Annotated in this window: 9 protein-coding genes; all 9 read right to left on the reverse strand. The window is 52.6% G+C overall.

Annotated features, from left to right (window positions below):
• Positions 1–49: 49 nt before the first annotated feature.
• Positions 50–2,824, reverse strand: coding sequence for an S-layer family protein (locus tag SynPROS91_RS12325; protein WP_186516470.1), 2,775 nt, complete (start codon positions 2,822–2,824; stop codon positions 50–52).
• A 37-nt stretch (positions 2,825–2,861) separates the two neighbouring features.
• Positions 2,862–5,471, reverse strand: a complete 2,610-nt coding sequence (locus SynPROS91_RS10000; protein WP_186516471.1) for a hypothetical protein — start codon at positions 5,469–5,471, stop codon at positions 2,862–2,864.
• A 274-nt stretch (positions 5,472–5,745) separates the two neighbouring features.
• The gene (locus tag SynPROS91_RS10005) at positions 5,746–6,039 is read right to left on the reverse strand and encodes a hypothetical protein (RefSeq protein WP_186516473.1); all 294 of its coding nucleotides are present in this window, start codon (positions 6,037–6,039) and stop codon (positions 5,746–5,748) included.
• Between the two features lie 78 nt (positions 6,040–6,117).
• Positions 6,118–10,170 carry a hypothetical protein gene (locus SynPROS91_RS10010; protein WP_186516475.1) on the reverse strand — a complete coding sequence of 1,351 codons (4,053 nt, stop codon included), beginning with the start codon at positions 10,168–10,170 and terminating at the stop codon, positions 6,118–6,120.
• 437 nt (positions 10,171–10,607) lie between these two features.
• Positions 10,608–10,799, reverse strand: a complete 192-nt coding sequence (locus tag SynPROS91_RS12085) for a hypothetical protein (protein WP_222929392.1) — start codon at positions 10,797–10,799, stop codon at positions 10,608–10,610.
• 190 nt (positions 10,800–10,989) lie between these two features.
• Entirely contained in the window at positions 10,990–11,256 is a 267-nt protein-coding gene (locus SynPROS91_RS10015) for a hypothetical protein (RefSeq protein WP_186516476.1), read from the reverse strand.
• The gene (locus SynPROS91_RS10020; RefSeq protein ID WP_186516477.1) at positions 11,249–15,589 is read right to left on the reverse strand and encodes a hypothetical protein; all 4,341 of its coding nucleotides are present in this window, start codon (positions 15,587–15,589) and stop codon (positions 11,249–11,251) included. The genes SynPROS91_RS10015 and SynPROS91_RS10020 overlap by 8 nt, the downstream gene beginning before the upstream one ends.
• Positions 15,590–16,236: 647 nt before the next feature.
• Entirely contained in the window at positions 16,237–16,512 is a 276-nt protein-coding gene (locus tag SynPROS91_RS10025) for a hypothetical protein (protein WP_186516478.1), read from the reverse strand.
• A gap of 70 nt (positions 16,513–16,582) precedes the next feature.
• Complete coding sequence (locus SynPROS91_RS10030) at positions 16,583–17,161, reverse strand: hypothetical protein (protein ID WP_186516479.1); 579 nt, start codon at positions 17,159–17,161, stop codon at positions 16,583–16,585.
• Between the last annotated feature and the right edge of the window lie 22 nt (positions 17,162–17,183).

A 17,183-nucleotide genomic window follows, 5' to 3' on the forward strand; every position in this document is an offset into this window, starting at 1 on the left:
CCATATTACTTTCCAGGATATTTCGCGCTGCATCATTGCTTGGCTGTGACTACTCTATTGCTACGCTACCAGAAGCTAAAGTCTCATCTGAGTTTACAGCAGAGTCCGGAATTGCTGCAGATACTCCCTCATTGCTGGAGCTATCTTGTTGTGTACTTGTAGCGGTTTGGCTTCCAAGTTGTGTCGCCTCGCTGAAGGATTGTGAGCTTGCGATTTGTTCAGTGCTTACTGTTTGCTCGCTAATTTGTATGCTCTCGGTTGTAATGTCAGCGACGTTCCCGTCTTGGCTTAAGTTGGCGATCGTACGTGAGCCCTGACTCCAATCGCCGTTGGAGTCAAAGAGTAGATCGCCAGTATCTGTTGCATAAGCTAATCGTGCGTTTGTGACTGTACCCATCGACAGGATGTTGCCCATCGTGTCAACGATCATTGATTGATTCATATCGGCAGAGCCGTCATTTGTAATCTCGTTTGTAGTGACGAACTCGAGCACTGTTCCTTCGTCCAGACCTAATAGATTGTTGCTGATTACAACAGAATCTCCTTCCGCTGCATTGAAGTCGTTGATTTGATCACTGCCCCTGAGCAAATCGACTGACTTGTACACAAATTGATCGGCGCCAGCACCACCTTCGAGCACATCATCACCAACTCCTCCATGGATGAGATCATCGCCAGATCCCCCTTGAAGTTGATCATTGCCAACTCCACCATGAAGCTCAGTATTGCTTGATGTACCAGTCACGCTCAGTTGATCAGCCCCAATTCCACCATCGAGGATCGAATCTTCACTCGCTTCTAGTGTGATCGCGTCATCGCCAATGCCTGTTTCGAAGCTGCTGTTGCTAGCCCCGCCTGTGATTTGATCATTGCCGACTCCCGTATCCACGTTGCTGTCTACAAATCCACTGGTTTTTGACAGGCCATCACCACTTGCATTGCCGATGACAACGTCATTACCTGTGCCGGTAATCACAGTTGAATTGATCATTCCACCGCCTTCTACATCCAAACTGCCCTCTTCATTGAGCATTTCAAATTGGTTGATTGCGCTTTTGGCTGTTCCTTCAACATGGTCATCGCCTGAGCTTGTTGTAATTGATGCATTGCGCATTCCAATGCTGGCCAGGCTGTCGATCTCTTGGCTTTCCATGCCTTCCCAGCCACCCAGATCAACGCTGAGATCAGCGTTTCCACGAATGGTGCTTCCTTGCTGATCGTTGCTGCGAACATTGGTGTCTTCGATTGCGATTGCTGAAGCAGTCACTTCACGAAGATCGTCTGCACCGCTTACGTTGCTTCCCAGATCCGTAGCGCTAATGCTTGCATCGGCTTCCGCACCGATGGTGTTGTTGGTGCCGTTGCTCGTGATGTTTGCATTTTCGATGCCAACAGATTCTGCGGTGATGTTTCCTAGAACCATTTCAGCATTGTTGTCGCCAATAACATTGGCTTCTGCGCTTACATTTGCGAAGGGATTGCCTGAAACAGTGATTGCTTCAGTTGCATTATCGGTTCCCTGTAGTCCGTAGGCGGTTGCGTCTGCTTCGATGGTGGAGATGATCTCTGCATTGCTTTGTGCTTCTGCAGTTGCATCGATGTTCAAGGCGATATCTCCTTCGCCATCGGTCGTGACGCTCACGTTTTGGAAGCCAATAGCAACAGCATCGGCATCAGCTTCTGAACCAAGTGCGCCTTCTGCATCGGCACTCGCAAAGGCATCAATATCGACGCTGCCTCCATTGGTGCTTGTTAACTGCAGCAAGCCTGGTGCATCTGCATTCAGGAGTGCATCCAGTGATCCTTCATGTTCTATAGCGATTGCATTGGCTTGTGCCACGGCATCCGCAACATTGTCTTCTGTGAGGTTGAAGGCCTGATCCACAGCTTCTGCCATGGCTTCGGCACTTAAATCAAAACTGCCACCTGCTTTTAAAAGATCATTGTCTGTTTGGATAGCCAGGGCATCGGTGATGGCCTCTGCACCTGTAAAAACGTTTGGATCATCGGCACCATGAAGGGTGATCGTGATTGTTTCTACTTGTCCGTCTGTTGTTTTAACCTCAAAATTCTCGACAACGGTTTGGCCTGTGCCAAGCGAATCGAATAGATCGCTTTCACTGTCAGGGGTGTAAACCCACTCGACATCGTTTGTGTTTCCCCCTGCAAAACTAAAGGTGCCATAGTCGCCTTGGACTCCGTCGTAGGCGAGAAGTTTTGTGCCCGCTGGTTTGTCGGGCGCATCGGTAACATCGGGATCATTAATGGTGACGATCCCGCGTTGGCTGTTGCTGATGCCTTCGATTAACTGTCCCGTTAATACGCCGTCAATGCTTGAAAGGTCATCTTCTCCGCTGACGGAAATGTCAATCTGATATTCAGCGCCTTGGCTATCTTCAATCAGATAACTGTCTATTGCGTATTCGCCGCTGTCCAGACTTCGTCCAGGCTGGTAGCTCCATGAACTGAATCCATTGTTGTCTGGAGCTGTGATGCTGAAGGCGCCCAGGCTACTTGGTTGGTAACTCTCAGGTTGTAAATCTGCCCAACCCTCTCCGTCAACATCGTTAAAGCTTAATGAGCCTGTGCGACCATTAACCTCACTTTCACTGACATTAAGTACAAGCTTTGGTAGAGAGTCTGCTGATTCAGCGTCATCCTGATCTCCTGTCTCGAGAGGAACAATTATTGATCCATTAATGCTTTCGCTTTCTGCTTGGATTGCGGCAATCGCATTGTTTACGTAATTATTATTCGCTTCCTGTGGATCCTCCACAGTTGTGGGATCTTCGCTGGTTTGGTTGGCTAGTGGTGTTTGAGTCATGGGTTTGTTGGTTAAGGGTCAGTGTTCAACAGTTCGCTTAGCTTTCTGTGCTGCTGCTGGCCCTTATGACCACGTTGGAGCTGAAGCTCGCATCCCCCTCCACATCGAGGGCGTCGACCTCGATGCCTACGGCTGTGAGTTTTTCATCCACCGTGGCGATTCCTTGAACGGATGAAGCTTCAGTGAAGCTCGTGTGGCTCATCACTGAGCTCACGGAGACATCTCCGGCCACATCATTGTGATCACCGATGAAGCCAATGCCTAGTAAGGATTGGTTGGTGCTTGCTGTTGCATTCCCTTTTACTGATTCTGCTGTTGTGTTGAAATCATCCAGCAAAACGGAGGTGAAGGTGGCATCACTTTCCAGATCTAAGCCGTTGAGTTGCATGCCAGCCAGGCTGTAGGCCTCGCCTAATCCTGCGTTATTGCTGCTGGTTGCATCTCCCTCAACGTTGTCCGCATTGATGTTGACTTTCGCTGAGGTTTGTGTTGTGAAGTTGGCATTTCCGCCGACCTCGAGTGCATCGCTGATTTCGAGGCTGAGCACAGAGAGGTCTGTGGTGGCCTTCGCTTCGCCGCTGCTGTTGGTTTCAGCAGAGATGTTGGAGACATCGATCAATCCAATGCTTTGAATGTTTGCTTCTCCGCCAATGCTGGCGTTTTCCATTTGCAGGCCTAGCGCTTCTAGGTCTGCAACAGCAATCGCATCGCCATCGGTATTGCTCGCAATGACGTCGGTTTGCAAGCCACCTGTGGCACTCAGGTTTGCATTGCCTGCTGCGTCGAGGCCAAGATTGTTGGCACGGTTCTCGAGATTGATTGCCTCTGCTTTGAGGTTTGCAGTAGCAGTTGCGTGATCCGAAACGCCGTCTCCATTGCCATCAATCCCGTCGCCAACTGTGGTTGCAGTGATGCTGCCTGTGTTGATGGCTGTTGAGGTGACATCAAACTCAGCTTCTGATTCAAAGGCGCTCTGGTAAACACCGATGGCTTCGCTGATGCTGATTGCTTCAGCAGATTCGCCGATGCTTTCTGCCGTTGCATCGCCGTCACTGTTTGTGGCTGCTGTGATGGTGGTGTCACCACCAACGCGGATTACGCTGTTGTCCACTGCAATATTTCGCATTGCGGTGGCTTCGCTACCCACCATGGCAACGGCATCGTCGTGGGTTGAGGTGGCATCAACCGTGGAGCTGCTGCTGTTGGTGGCTTTAACGGTGGCTTGATCGCCTACCTGCAGGTTGTAGGTCTGTAAACCAACGCGGTTGGCGCCGAGAACTTGGGATGTGGCTTCACCTTCGGTGGAGTCTGCAGTGGTGTTTGTGGTGTTGGCTACTTGGCCAGTGACATTGGCAGCGCCATTAACGACCAGGCTTTGCAGGTCAACACCAAATTGATCGCCACCCGCATTTGACCCTGCCGTTGCGTTGGCATTGCCTTCAGCACTCTGGGCCGCAACCGTGCTGTTGTTGCTGACGGTGCCTGTGACTGTGCCACTGCCCTGAACGTTCAGCTGTGCTGTTGGGTTGTTTTCGTGACTGATGCCTTTGCTGCTTTTGACCCCAGCTCTTGCATTGACATCGCCACCGCTGACATTGGTTGCGTTGGTGTTGGTGGTAAGGGCAACGGAGCCGCTGACGGCGGCGTCGCCACCCACATTGACCGTTGAATTTCCAAGCCGTGCACCGTCAATGACATCAACGTCATTGGTGGCTGAGGCCACACCCGTTGTGGTGTTGGCTTGAGCCGTGGTGTTGAGGGTGGTTTCAGCATTGATGGTGGCATCAGAGCTGAGATTTTGAACGCGACCAGCGGCGGCCTCGGGGTCTTCTGTGTTTTCAGTTGTGCTGCTTCCATTCTCAGCCGTGCTGGCTGCATCTTCAGCTGTACTGGTTGGTTCTGTTGAAGTGAGCTCGAGTGCTGCAATGTCGACGGCCCTGTTGCTGGCATCCGCTGACCCTGTGGTGGCAGCAGCATTTGCGTTGGTGCTTGTGCCTACGGTTGCATTGATGTTGGCGTTGTCGCCAGCACTAACGCTGTCGAGTCGGGTGCCTCGGGATGTGGTGACCGTATTGCTGGCAGTGGCACCGTCTTCAGCCTTTGTGTCTGCGGTGGCATTGGTGACTGCCGCTGTGGTGTTGAGGGTATTGCTAGCGGCACCCGTAAGGGTGAGTTCTCCTTCTGCTGTAGTGGTTGCAGCATCAATACCAACGGTTTCGCCAAGGTTTGTCGCCGCCTTGGAATCGCCGCCTGTGGTGGCACTATCGGCTTGAAGCTCGGTGGTAACGGTGCCATTGATGGTGTTGCTGCCACCAACTGCAATGGTTTCTGCTTCAAGGGCTGTGCTGCGATCAACGCTGCTTGTTGAGGTGCCATCACCGGTGACTCCAGTGGCGTCGGCATTCACCTTCAGCAGGTTCTCGACATCCACCGTGGCGCTACCGCCAACATCGAGATCGTCTGTTTTGAGGCCTTCGGCGATTTTTAGATGCGAATCGGCGTCGCTTGTTCCTTCTGTTGAGGACGCTGCAGCGGAAATTTCGGCGTCAATCCCCGATTCGAGCGAAGCGTCTGCGCTGACTTCAAGAGAGTCAGCAACGAGACCCTGAACTAGCTCGATCTCCTGCCTAGATGTGGAGTCAGCCATCGAATGCGGGGGCAGCACGCCCAATTGGTTGCTCTTAATTTAGAGCCAAGGGAGCAACATTTTCAGCATGCCTCTTGCATATTCTTTTCAATGGATTGAAGAATCACAGTCCAGAACAGGAGTTTGGGATTGTTAAGTATTACTTATTCAAGGAATGGTATTTACTGAGATACACCAAGCAATACAAGAAGTTTGTATGTCTTGGTATTTATTTGTATGTAAGGCCAATAAAAAACGCCCCCAGATGGAGGCGTGAAGACTTTTTTTGACGCCTTCAGGCGCAAAGCGCATGTAAGGCTATCAGCGACTCATCGTCAGAAGAAAGGAGATGATCAAGACAGAGAGAGGCTGATTGCATGACGTCCTCAGAGACGAGGACGAGGTAGTCAGCTGTTTCTCCAAGCACTTTGGACATGATGCTCAGGATCTGTTTAATCGAGACGGAAAGTCCCGAGAGGAGATCTTGAAGTTCCGCAGAGGCATTGCCGACCAGGTCCTCAATGTCCGACTCGCTGATGGGATCAAGATGAATGTCGATCCCCTGCTGTGTGGATGAATTGAAGTCCATGGCATGGAACTCGGTGGATTGACTGAGGTCCAGCTACTCGCATTGAGTTGCTGGACCCGAATCATTCGTCCGAATGGCTCAAGCGCCGACGGTGCTGGAATCAGCAGCCGAATCGACGGAGACGCTGGAGGTGAGAACCGCATCGCTAGCGATGTTGATGGTCCCACTGTCAAGGCCGATGGCATCAACAGAGGCCGTTGCGGAAGCATTGCCGCTTACGGAGCTGGCTTCCACGAAGTTGGCATCTTGAGCGATGGCACTGATGGAGCCAGTACCGCCGAAGTCGATTTCCATGGTTTGCATGCCGACAAGGCTTTGTGAGCCATCGGCAGTGGCGTCAGCACCTGTGGATTCAGCAGTGGTATTGAAGCTGCCGAAGGCAGTACCAAGAGCGGTTCCATCGCTGGCGCCGATAAGGGTTGTTTCGGTTATCCCCTCGATGGTGGATTCGCCAGAGGTAGCTTCGGCTGTGCCATCAACAGATTCAGCGGAGACATCACCGGAGACTTGAGTCTGGCCGGCGAGGTCGAGTACGCCGCCCACATCCATGGTGAGTGAGGTAAGGCCAGTGGCATCGAAGTCTCCCTCTGCCTCGCTTGCGCCGGCTGTACTCATAGCGGAGACACTACCGTCGATTACGCCTGTGGCGGAGAGGGTTCCGTCAGAAGCGCTGGTGAAGATGTCTCCGACGAGGCCCATGGCGTCGAGGTTGCCAGTGGCCGTGGAAGCACTGTCGACGCCTGATGCAGAAGCATCACCTGTGACGTTGGCGTTGGTGCTCAGGGTTCCAATTCCACCGGCATTGAGGTCGATGTTTTGGATGCCTAGAGCATTGAAGGTCATGTCGGCAACTGACGTATCACCGCTTGTGCTGGTCGCATCCGCACCACCGATGATGGTGGAGTTGGAGCTGACCATGGCATCAGAAGCGGTGTCCATGTCGAGTTCGGATGCGATACCCACGCTCTTCTGAAGAGCAGAAGCATCGGTCGATCCAGTCACGCTGGATGCGGAAGCATCAGCGGTGCCTTGAGCAGTGGCAGCCAAGTTGCCAATGCCTCCGATATCAAGGGTGAGACCCTCTGCGAGACCAGTAACCAGTGAATCCGCATTTCCAGCATCGGCGGAAGCAATACCACCGGTACTTGTGGCAGAAGCATCAAGGTTGCTGAAGCCTTGAGCGGTCAGTGAGGCATCCGAGGCCACATCGATCGCAACAGCATCTAAACCAGTAACGGTTTGTCCAAGCCCTGCATTCGCATTGGCATCATTGCTGTCGCTTCCCACATTGGAAGCGGTTGCTGAAGTGTCGAGTTGTGCTGCTCCTGTGATGTTGGCAATGCCTCCAACGTTGAGATCTGGAAGCACAGCACCAACGGCACTGTCATCCTTGCCAGCGTTAGCTGTTGCACCTGAAGCGGTACTAGTAGCATCGGCACCTAGTGAACCGACAGCCATACCAGAAACACTGGCGTCAGAAGCAACGTCAATAACATCGTTCGACCCGATCAAGCCAGTTGCTAAATCAGATTGAGCAACTGCTTTGGATAGGCCATCTTCAACGTTGCTGGATGCAGCAGAGAAATCGAAGTTGGCTTGACCACTGATCGACCCAAGACCACCAATGGTGACTTTGCCGTCACTCAGGTCAGTACCAGTGATGGTTTCAGAGGTGGATTTGGCTTCAGCTTCTCCATTAGTTGTCCCAGCAGAAGCCCCTCCAGTGATGTTTGCAAATCCTGTAACGCTTGCGTCACTTGCAATGTCGAGCTTGCCGGAGAGGTCCAAGCCTTCCGAGGAACGAACGCTACTAGTGCCAAATGCTGCACCGGTTACGTTGCTTGCATCAGCTGTAGAGGCGAGAGTGGCTTGGGCTCCGATAGTGCCGATGCCACCGATGATCGTTGCACCGAGATCAGCGCCTTCGATTGAGTCAGCGCTAGCTCTAGCTGTTGCTGATTTTCCAAGAGTTGCTGCTGCGCTAGCCGCATTGCTGACTTCAGCGATACCAGTCAGTCCGCCATCGGAGCTGATTTTTGTGAGACCTGTTTCAAGTCCTTCAGTGTCGTCAAACTTGGCGAGACCTTCAGCTTTGCCAACAACGGTTTCTGCAGAGGCAGAACCGGCAACGGTGCTTTGACCAAGCAGATCACCGATGCCACCGATAACGGTTTTGTCGAGATCAGCACCTGTGGAGTCATCAACGTTGCTGGTGGCAGAAGCATTACCGGTGGTGGCTGCAGCACTGGCAGCGTTATCGAGCCCAGCGATACCAGTCAGTCCGCCATCGGAGCTGATTTTTGTGAGACCTGTTTCAAGTCCTTCAGTGACGTCAAACTTGGCGAGACCTTCAGCGTTGCCATCAACGGTTTCTGCAGAGGCAGAACCGGCAACGGTGCTTTGACCTTGGAGACTACCGATGCCACCGATAACGGTTGTGCCGAGATCAGCACCTTTGGAGTCATCAACGTTGCTGGTGGCAGAAGCCTTGCCATCAGTAGTTGAAGCACTGGCAGCGTTATCGAGCCCAGCGATACCAGTCAGTCCGCCATCGGAGCTGATTTTAGTTGTTGTTGCTTCTAAGCCTTCAGTGACGTCAAACTTGGCGAGACCTTCAGCTTTGCCAACAACGGTTTCTGCAGAGGCAGAACCGGCAACGGTGCTTTGACCAAGCAGATCACCGATGCCACCGATAACGGTTGTGCCGAGATCAGCACCTTTGGAGTCATCAACGTTGCTGGTAGCAGAAGCATTGCCGGTGGTGGCTGCAGCACTGGCAGCGTTATCGAGCCCAGCGATACCAGTCAGTCCGCCATCGGAGCTGATTTTAGTTGTTGTTGCTTCTAAGCCTTCAGTGACGTCAAACTTGGCGAGACCTTCAGCTTTGCCATCAACGGTTTCTGCAGAGGCAGAACCGGCAACGGTGCTTTGACCTTGGAGACTACCGATGCCACCGATAACGGTTGTGCCGAGATCAGCACCTTTGGAGTCATCAACGTTGCTGGTCGCAGAAGCATTGCCATCAGTAGTTGAAGCACTGGCAGAGTTATCGAGCCCAGCGATACCAGTCAGTCCGCCATCGGAGCTGATTTTAGTTGTTGTTGCTTCTAAGCCTTCAGTGACGTCAAACTTGGCGAGACCTTCAGCTTTGCCATCAACGGTTTCTGCAGAGGCAGAACCGGCAACGGTGCTTTGACCTTGGAGACTACCGATGCCACCGATAACGGTTGTGCCGAGATCAGCACCTTTGGAGTCATCAACGTTGCTGGTAGCAAAAGCATTGCCATCAGTAGTTGAAGCACTGGCAGCGTTATCGAGCCCAGCGATACCAGTCAGTCCGCCATCGGAGCTGATTTTTGTGAGACCTGTGTCAAGTCCTTCAATGTTGTCGAGCTTGGCAAGACCGTCGGCTATGCCTACAACCGATTCGGCAGAGGCAGAACCATCAAATTCTGATTGGCCCAGTAGATCACCGACGCCACCAATGACTGTTTTGTCGAGATCAGCACCCTGGATTTCAGAAGCGAATGATTCTGCATCTGCTAAGCCATCAGCGGTTGCCGCTGAAGCGCTATTGGTTAATCCAGCAAGACCTTGGATTCCTGCATCAGAGCTAACTTTGATTGTTGAAGCCTCTAGACCTTCAACCTGACCATTTTGAGTCTGGTTAGTTTTTAGCTCCGAGCGAGCAGTTGAATCACCTTCAACTGAGTCGGCTGAGGCACTTAAATCATTGAGGGAACGACCTAGCGCAGATAGTTCACCACCTACTTCAAGTTTGGTTAGGTCTTGAATACCAGCAGACTCACCGAGGGTAGTGAATGCATTTGCATCACCATCTGTGGTGCTTGCCAAAGAAGCAGCTGATGTTCCAGCGAGACCTTGGATGCCAGCGTCTGCGCTTACTTCAACAGTGCTGTCTGTCTGTAGGCCGGAGTTGAAGGCTGTCGTAGAAACAGCGCCGCTATTGCCAGTGACGTTGCTGGCAGAGGAGTCAGATGAAGAATTGGATTCGGTCTGGATTGTGGCGTCAGCTTCAACGTCAACGGTGACGCTTTGAAGACCAGCGGCTTCGACGGTATCTGTAGAGAATGATTCCCAGGATCCGCCGGCATTGTCAGGAGCAGCCATTTTTCTTGGTTGGTTATGTGGGGGTTGCTTGTTTAAAGACACCCCCACAGGGGGGGCTGAACTCAAGTTATGTCCCAGAGTTGTATTTAGTCGATATTGCTGAGCAATGAATTTTGTATTGCTAGCAAGGGGTTTGGAGGTTTTTGTGAAGTGGTTAAGGCGGCTGATAACCTTCCCGCTGACCGTCGTATATACGTGCTGTGCGTACGTCAAAGGCCGTCATTTGAGCGCGTTATTCATTACGAACTTTTGAAAATCATTTGCTTGATTGGGGTGCCCGGGTGATGTGCATTGAGATTGGAGCGTTGGCTCTCGCTCGCCAAGGGTGAGCACCTTGCGTCAATACTTACGGCTGGGTATTTGGAGATCTCATTCACCGGCAACCATTGGTCGGCATCCCGCTGCTTTGTTAAGGGAGGCATTTCAATCAGCGTTTGTTATGCCTCGGTTTTTCGCCCTATTTTTCGGCTGATTAGCGCCTTTTTTGCTGTTTTCCTTGCCGCGAGCACCATGGGACAAGGTTGGTTTGTGTTGGCTTCGGTTGCTTGTGCGAGGCCGTGATGCTGTGTTCCTTGGCCATCTTTGGGCAATGCCGGTTTGAGCAATGCTGAACCAAGCAAAACAACCATTTCGGCTTTGTGCTTTGTGGTCCTGATCGGCTCTGATCAAGGGCTTGTGCGCTGAACTCTCTCCCTTTGGCCCGGTCTATAGAGCCTTAAAGGCAGACCGCTTCCACGATCAAACAGGTGCAGGCAATTGCAGCCAGACCTTGCCGTATCCCCCTAATGGTTGCCCTTTGTGGTCTGCTGTATCTCCAGGTCAGGCTTGATTTGCTCTTGGTGGAGCTGGGCTGTTGGCGGTTTCAAAGAATTGCTCGCCCAGCTCATGCTTCTCCAGCAGCTGGCGGAAGCTCAAGTCCGTTTTTTCTTGCTGATGATCAAGAAGTCTTTTTTGGTAATTTTCATGCGTGTCAAATATGAATTCCTTGAAGCGCTTCAGGTGAAAACACAAAAAAAGGGCCCTTGCGGGACCCTGTGATTGCTTATGGAAGTGTTGCCTGGGATGAAAACCGTAGAAACTATCCAACCGTTGAGGCAACAGCGTCGGATTGAGCGTTGACACTGGCAACGATTGTGGCATCACCTGCGATGTGAATGTCACCTCCATCGAGGCCGATGGCATCAACAGAAGCGGTGGCAGAGGCATTGCCGCTCACTGATGAAGCAGATACGTAGCTGGTGTCATTCACAATGGCGTTGATTGTTCCACTGCCACCAAGATCGAGATTTAAATTCTCGATGCCACGCATGCTTTGGGCAGCGCTCGCTGAAGCATCTTCCGATACTGAATCAGCTGTGGTCGTGAAGTCACCGATCGCCATGCCCGTGATGCTGCCAACGCTTGCGCCATCAAGCTCAACGTTCCCGAGGCCAGTGATTTGATTGAGGCTGTCTTCAATGAAAGCAGAGTTGGCTTCAGCTTTACCCTGAACGCTTGAAGCATTCATATCAACGGTGACTTGGGCTTGACCTATCAGGCTCGCGACTCCTCCAACGCCAAGTTCTAGCTCCGTGATGCCTTCTGCATCAAAATCGCCAAAAGCAAAAGCTTTATCGATGCTTTCCGTACCAATGTTGATGCTATTGACGGTGGCATCGATCACAGCAGTACCTGAGATGTCTCCATCTGAAGAGCTGTACAGATGAGCATCATTGATGCCAGTGGCATCCATGTCTGCAGACGCCTGGGCCATGTCGCTCACGCTGCTGGCATCAGAGGAACCGTTCACGCTGGCGGTGGAAGCCAGGGTGCCAATGCCGCCGATGCTCATCGAAATGCCGTCGATGCCTGTGGCATCAAAGTCGATGTCTGCCTCGGCTATGCCGGCTGTGATGTTTTCAGCATTAGCACCACCAAAGATTGATGATATTGCGTTCAAATCAGAATCGGAACTAATCAACATCTCAAGGTCTTCGATACCGAGCGATTGTTGAGCAGCCAGTGCTGTGGCTTCGCCGCTCACCGTGCTTGCATCGGCATCAGCGGTGCCTTGAGCTTGCGCCAGCAAGTCGCTAAGTCCACCGATGCTGATGTCCATGTTGGCTTCGATGCCTGTGACGCTTGACGCTGCATCGCCTGCATTGGCGGTGGCGTCACCAGAGGTGCTGATTGCAGCAGCGTCGAGGTTGCTGAAGGCCTGCGCAATTAGATCCGAATCAGACGCAACCTCGATGTTCCAGTCGTCACTGAATTTAGGTTCAGCAACAACTGCCTCACTGCCCATGCTTGGTGATGCGTTCCCGTCATTGGAGGAGGCCTCCTCCTCTTTGACTTCCTTGACTTCTATGACTTCTTTGACTTCTTGAGTTTCAGCGAAATAGCCATCGGAGTACCAGCCAGCGTGTGGCACGTCGTTCATACCCTGGCCAGCCAGGGATCCGTCAGAGCTTGCGGCGTTGAATTGGCCATAATCTTCCCCATCGAAGAAGGCAGGGTGGTTTGTGTGTACACCTGTCGTGTAATCGTTTGGTTCGCCTGGGTTCCATGGTGCATTCGAACCTGCAGCGCTTGATCCATCTCCCCAAACCCATGTGCCTTCAACGTCGGAGTCGGTGGCACCAACGAAGCCTCTCTTGCCCGTTGCCTTGGCGGCAGCTACTGATGCATCGTTGTCGAGAATGGCCAGTGTTTTGTCATTTGCTGCAGCATCCGCTAAAGCCTCTGTGTAATTGAAGGACCCTTCGACAAAGTCGATTGAGTGTGCGACTGCTGCGACTGGCGCAACTGGCTGAACTGGTGCGTTATAAGAATCACCAGAAGTCAAACCAGTGACGGACTGGCCTTCACCAGCCTTAGCTGTTGCTGCTGCTGCTCCAGAACCCACATTGGAAGCGGTAGCTGAGGAATCAAGCTGAGCAGCACCGGTTAGGTCGGAGATTCCGCCCACATTGAGTGAGGGAAGAACAGCACCGATGGCGCTGTCATCAGCACCGGCTGTGGCAGTTGCGCTACCAGCAGTACTGGAAGCATCAGCCGTCAGTGAACCGATGGCCATACCGGAGAGACCGGAGTCGGAGGCAACATCGATACCAAAGGTGCCATCGGTTGCGGTTGTCTTACCGATCAAGCCTGTTGCTTCAGCTGAATCAGCTGTGGCAGTTGATGCACCTTCAACGTTGCTGGAGGAAGCAGAGAGCCCGAAGTTGGCTTGACCAGCGATAGAGCCGATGCCACCAATATCGAGGTTTCCTACAGCCAGATCAGCACCATTAATGGTGGTGCTAAGAGCGTTGGCAGTTGCTGCACCAGCGGTGGTTGCGGCGTCAGCAGAGCTTGAGACGTTGGCGAGACCTTGAACGGAGGCATCGCTCTTGACATCCAATGCTCCTGTTTGCTCCAAGCCTTCTGCAGTATTGAGCTGACTAAGGCTGATGGCCTGTCCCGTGACATTGCTGGAAGCAGCACCGGAGGTCAGGCTGGTTTCACCAGCAACGGAGCCAACACCACCAATATCGGTAGCACCGAGCTGAGCACCTTGGAGAGTGCCTGCTTGAGCACTAGCGATGGCAGCTTGTCCACTGGTGCTTTCTGCAGAAGATCCAAGATCAACAGCAGCAAGGCCGTTGATGCCTGCATCAGAGGCAACGTTCAAGCCAGCGGTGGCTTCTAAGCCATCGATGTCATTCAGCTGAGAGACAGCACCCGAGATATCACCTGCTGCATCACCAACGTTGGAGGAGGAAGCGGAACCTGCAAAGTTTGCAGAACCGGTCAGTGAACCAACGCCACCGATGCTCACGTCGCCAAGGTTGGCGCCGTCGATTGTGTTGGCGTATGCACCAGCGGAAGCAGCACCATCCGTGGTGGAAGCGTCAGCTGTATTAGAGAGATTGGCGAAACCTTGAAGTGTGCCGTCGGACTTGATGTCTGTTCCATAAGCGGTAGGGGAATTATCGGTTCTAGTGACCAGACCTTGGGCAAGGCCAGTACCGTCGGTTAGGGCGCCAAGATCAACACCAGTCGTGGGGGAGTAAGAGGCAGAGGTTGGAACCGCGAAACCATCTTTCACATCACCAAGAGCAACCCCGGCGATAGCAGAACCAGTGACGTTGGTGGAATCAGCAGTTGCGTTGAAATCAACCTGACCGCCGATGTCCGCAACACCACCAATATCTGTGTTGTTGCCAAGCTCAGCACCTTGAAGGGTGGTAGCTTCTGCGATCGATGAAGCGGCTGAACCCGTTCCCGTTCCGGTGCTGGCTGATGTTGCCGTCAGATCAACACTGTTGATACCGGTGAGACCAGCGTCAGAGCTGACGTGGATTGCTGCCAAACCTTGGAGGCCATCGGCATCAGCGAGGCTGGCGTCAGCTGTGGAGGTTGGGCCAGTGACGCTGGTTGCATCAGCAGAACCCGCGAAGTTGGTCTGACCGGTGATGGAGCCAACACCGCCAATTTCAACGGTATTGAGCTGAGCACCATCAACGGTGCTTGCAGTTGCCTTGGCATCTGCAGATGAAGCTGTGGATTCAGCGCTAGCGCTGTTGCTGATGGAAGCAAGACCTGTGAGTGTGCCGTCGCTGCTGACGTCAACACCGGCTGTCTGATCAGTGTTGCCAGACAGCTTGCTGGCTGATGTAGCTAGTCCATCAGCAGTGCTGAGGCTGGCCAAAGCAGTAGATGCTCCGCCTTCAACGTTGGCTGACGAAGCGGTATTCCCAAGAGAGGTTTGGCCTGTGACGCTAGCGACACCTCCAACATTCAGGCTATTGAGATTTGCGCCCTGCAGGTTCGCAACATCTGCTGTGGCAATAGAGGTGCCTTTGGTTGTTGTGGCATCAGCACTGTTTCCGAGTTCAGCGAGGCCTTGGATACCGGCGTCAGAGCTGACGTCGATATTGCGGGCTTCCAATCCATCAATTTCATTGGAGAGCTGCGATTGACCGACGGCAGAACCAACGACGCTTTCAGCATCAGCAGAAAGGCTGTTGATGGATTGGCCAAGGGCGCTCATTTCGCCGTTAACCACTAGTTTGTGGACGTCTTTAATACCAGCGGAATCAGCGAGTGTGGTGAAGGCGTTGGCATCACCATCGCTTGTGCTTGCGGAAGAAGCAGCGGTGGTGCCAGCGAGGCCTTGGATACCAGCGTCAGCGCTGACCTCGAAAGTGCTCTGGCCTTGAAGGCCAGAGTTGAAGGTTGTGGTGGATTTAGCGGCGCTATCTCCGGTGACGTTGTCAGCGGAAGCGGAGGAGGAAGAGTTGGATTCGGTCTGGACGGTGGCATCAGCGTCGAAGTCAACAGCGACGGACTGAAGACCAGCGGCCTGAACGGTATCTGTGGAGAACGATTCCCAGGTGGTGTTCCCCGTGGATTGCGTATCGGGCGCGTTATTGGTGGTGGGGTCTAGAGCAGCCATGGTCTTCAGGCGTTACGGGGTCAACTAATGAGTTGCACCCCTTGAGATGCATGACTTGAAATTAAGTTGATGCAATCGCTCCTGTCAGTATTGCTGGCACTTGAGTTTGTATTGATCGCAGCGGTCGTGATTAGGGACCAAGGGCATTGATTTTGGATATCACTGGCTGTTTAGAAGGCTTTGTGTATACGTTGCTCGCGCTTCTATACAAGGTGGTGCTTGAGCTGTATTGATTGCACTTAAATCGCCTTTTTAAAACCAACCAATGGTGGTTGGAAATAGATTTAATATCGTTTATTCTTCGTTGATGAGCATTAGTTATGAGGGGGGGGGGGGATTCCGCCGGTGCTGGCGGCTGCAGGGGAATCACCAGATAGCGCTCGTTACCCCAAACGCCGTAGCTGCCCTCAGGAATGCCTGGGAATGCTTCACTCCAAAGGTCGAGCTCGCCGCAGTAATGAAGGTTGTGTTGGAGGGGTGCTGGGTTGCCAGCAACTGTCGTGGATTTGTTTCTTTCCATGGATGTAACCCAAGCACTGAGTCAGCATCTCAGTGCTCCAAGCTTTGTTGATGAGCGCGAACTGCTCGTTCGCTGAGAGTTGGCTGAGCTCGCCTTTACTTCTGGTTTGTCCTTCTCTCTCGGTTGCTTAGACCGCGTAGAGCGGGGCAGACATCAATTGCTCTGGATCTTGAAGTAAGACATCGTCTAGTTTTTCAAGTCCCAGGTCTTGCCTAAGGAAAACCAGGAGATCAGCTGACTCTGTGAGCACTCTCGAGAGTTCTTTCATTACCATTTTTGGGGAAATGGTGACGCCTTTTAATAACTCTATGGTGTCGTTTTTCGTCTGATCAATCAAAGTTTCCGCTTCATGGAGCGAATCAAGCAAAATGCTGTCAGAAATCGCTGAGAGGGCGCTCTCCACAGCATAGAAACGGATTTTTACAAGACTAACGTCATGACAGTGGGCTTTTCAACCCCTCCTCTTGTGTGTCTTAGATCGCGCCTGGCCAAGGAAGCACCTCAATGTCTTCCTCCTCCTCCTCTTCTTCTGGTTGTGGCTGTGCTGCTTTGGCCATTGTTTGGCAGTGTTCAAGCAACTGCTGCACTTGACTATCTGCCGCCTCCAAGCCATTGCTGAGCAAGGCTGGCTCTGCAATCGCAATGAAATCTTCCAAGCTCGGTCCAGCTAGTTCAAGGGGCGAGCGCCGAAGCGCCAGATTCCAGCCCGGAATTAGCTCCCACTCCAGCCAGGGTTCAGGTCCGCTCGTCAGCAATAGATGGCCTTGACGTGCCAACACCATCGAGCTGCTGCAGTTGCCTTGATGATCAAGGCGAGTGATCAGAGATCCTGGTGAAAGGTGGTCGGCTGGTCGATCTTCGATGGGGAGGAGACGTTCGATTAGGCGTTGAATGATCCGGCCCCGTCCCACCTTGAGCAATCCGCACAACCTGTCCAATCTGGAGATCAATTGTGGTTCCAGCCAGATTTCAACCCTTTTTGCCTTAGGTGTTTGCTTTTCTATAAAGCGGCCCAAAGAGTCACGGGAGCTTGGCAGCGCTTCAAGAGTCATGATGTTGGCCAGAAACGTTCAT

Origin of the sequence: Synechococcus sp. PROS-9-1 (assembly GCF_014279775.1) — a bacterium.
GTDB lineage: Bacteria > Cyanobacteriota > Cyanobacteriia > PCC-6307 > Cyanobiaceae > Synechococcus_C.

Coding starts and splice junctions, on each gene's coding strand:
- SynPROS91_RS10020 (WP_186516477.1), bottom strand. CDS start 15,589: ATGGCTGCTCTAGACCCCACCACCAATAACGCGCCCGATACGCAATCC.
- SynPROS91_RS12085 (WP_222929392.1), bottom strand. CDS start 10,799: ATGGTTGTTTTGCTTGGTTCAGCATTGCTCAAACCGGCATTGCCCAAA.
- SynPROS91_RS10030 (WP_186516479.1), bottom strand. CDS start 17,161: ATGACTCTTGAAGCGCTGCCAAGCTCCCGTGACTCTTTGGGCCGCTTT.
- SynPROS91_RS12325 (WP_186516470.1), bottom strand. CDS start 2,824: ATGACTCAAACACCACTAGCCAACCAAACCAGCGAAGATCCCACAACT.
- SynPROS91_RS10010 (WP_186516475.1), bottom strand. CDS start 10,170: ATGGCTGCTCCTGACAATGCCGGCGGATCCTGGGAATCATTCTCTACA.
- SynPROS91_RS10000 (WP_186516471.1), bottom strand. CDS start 5,471: ATGGCTGACTCCACATCTAGGCAGGAGATCGAGCTAGTTCAGGGTCTC.
- SynPROS91_RS10005 (WP_186516473.1), bottom strand. CDS start 6,039: ATGGACTTCAATTCATCCACACAGCAGGGGATCGACATTCATCTTGAT.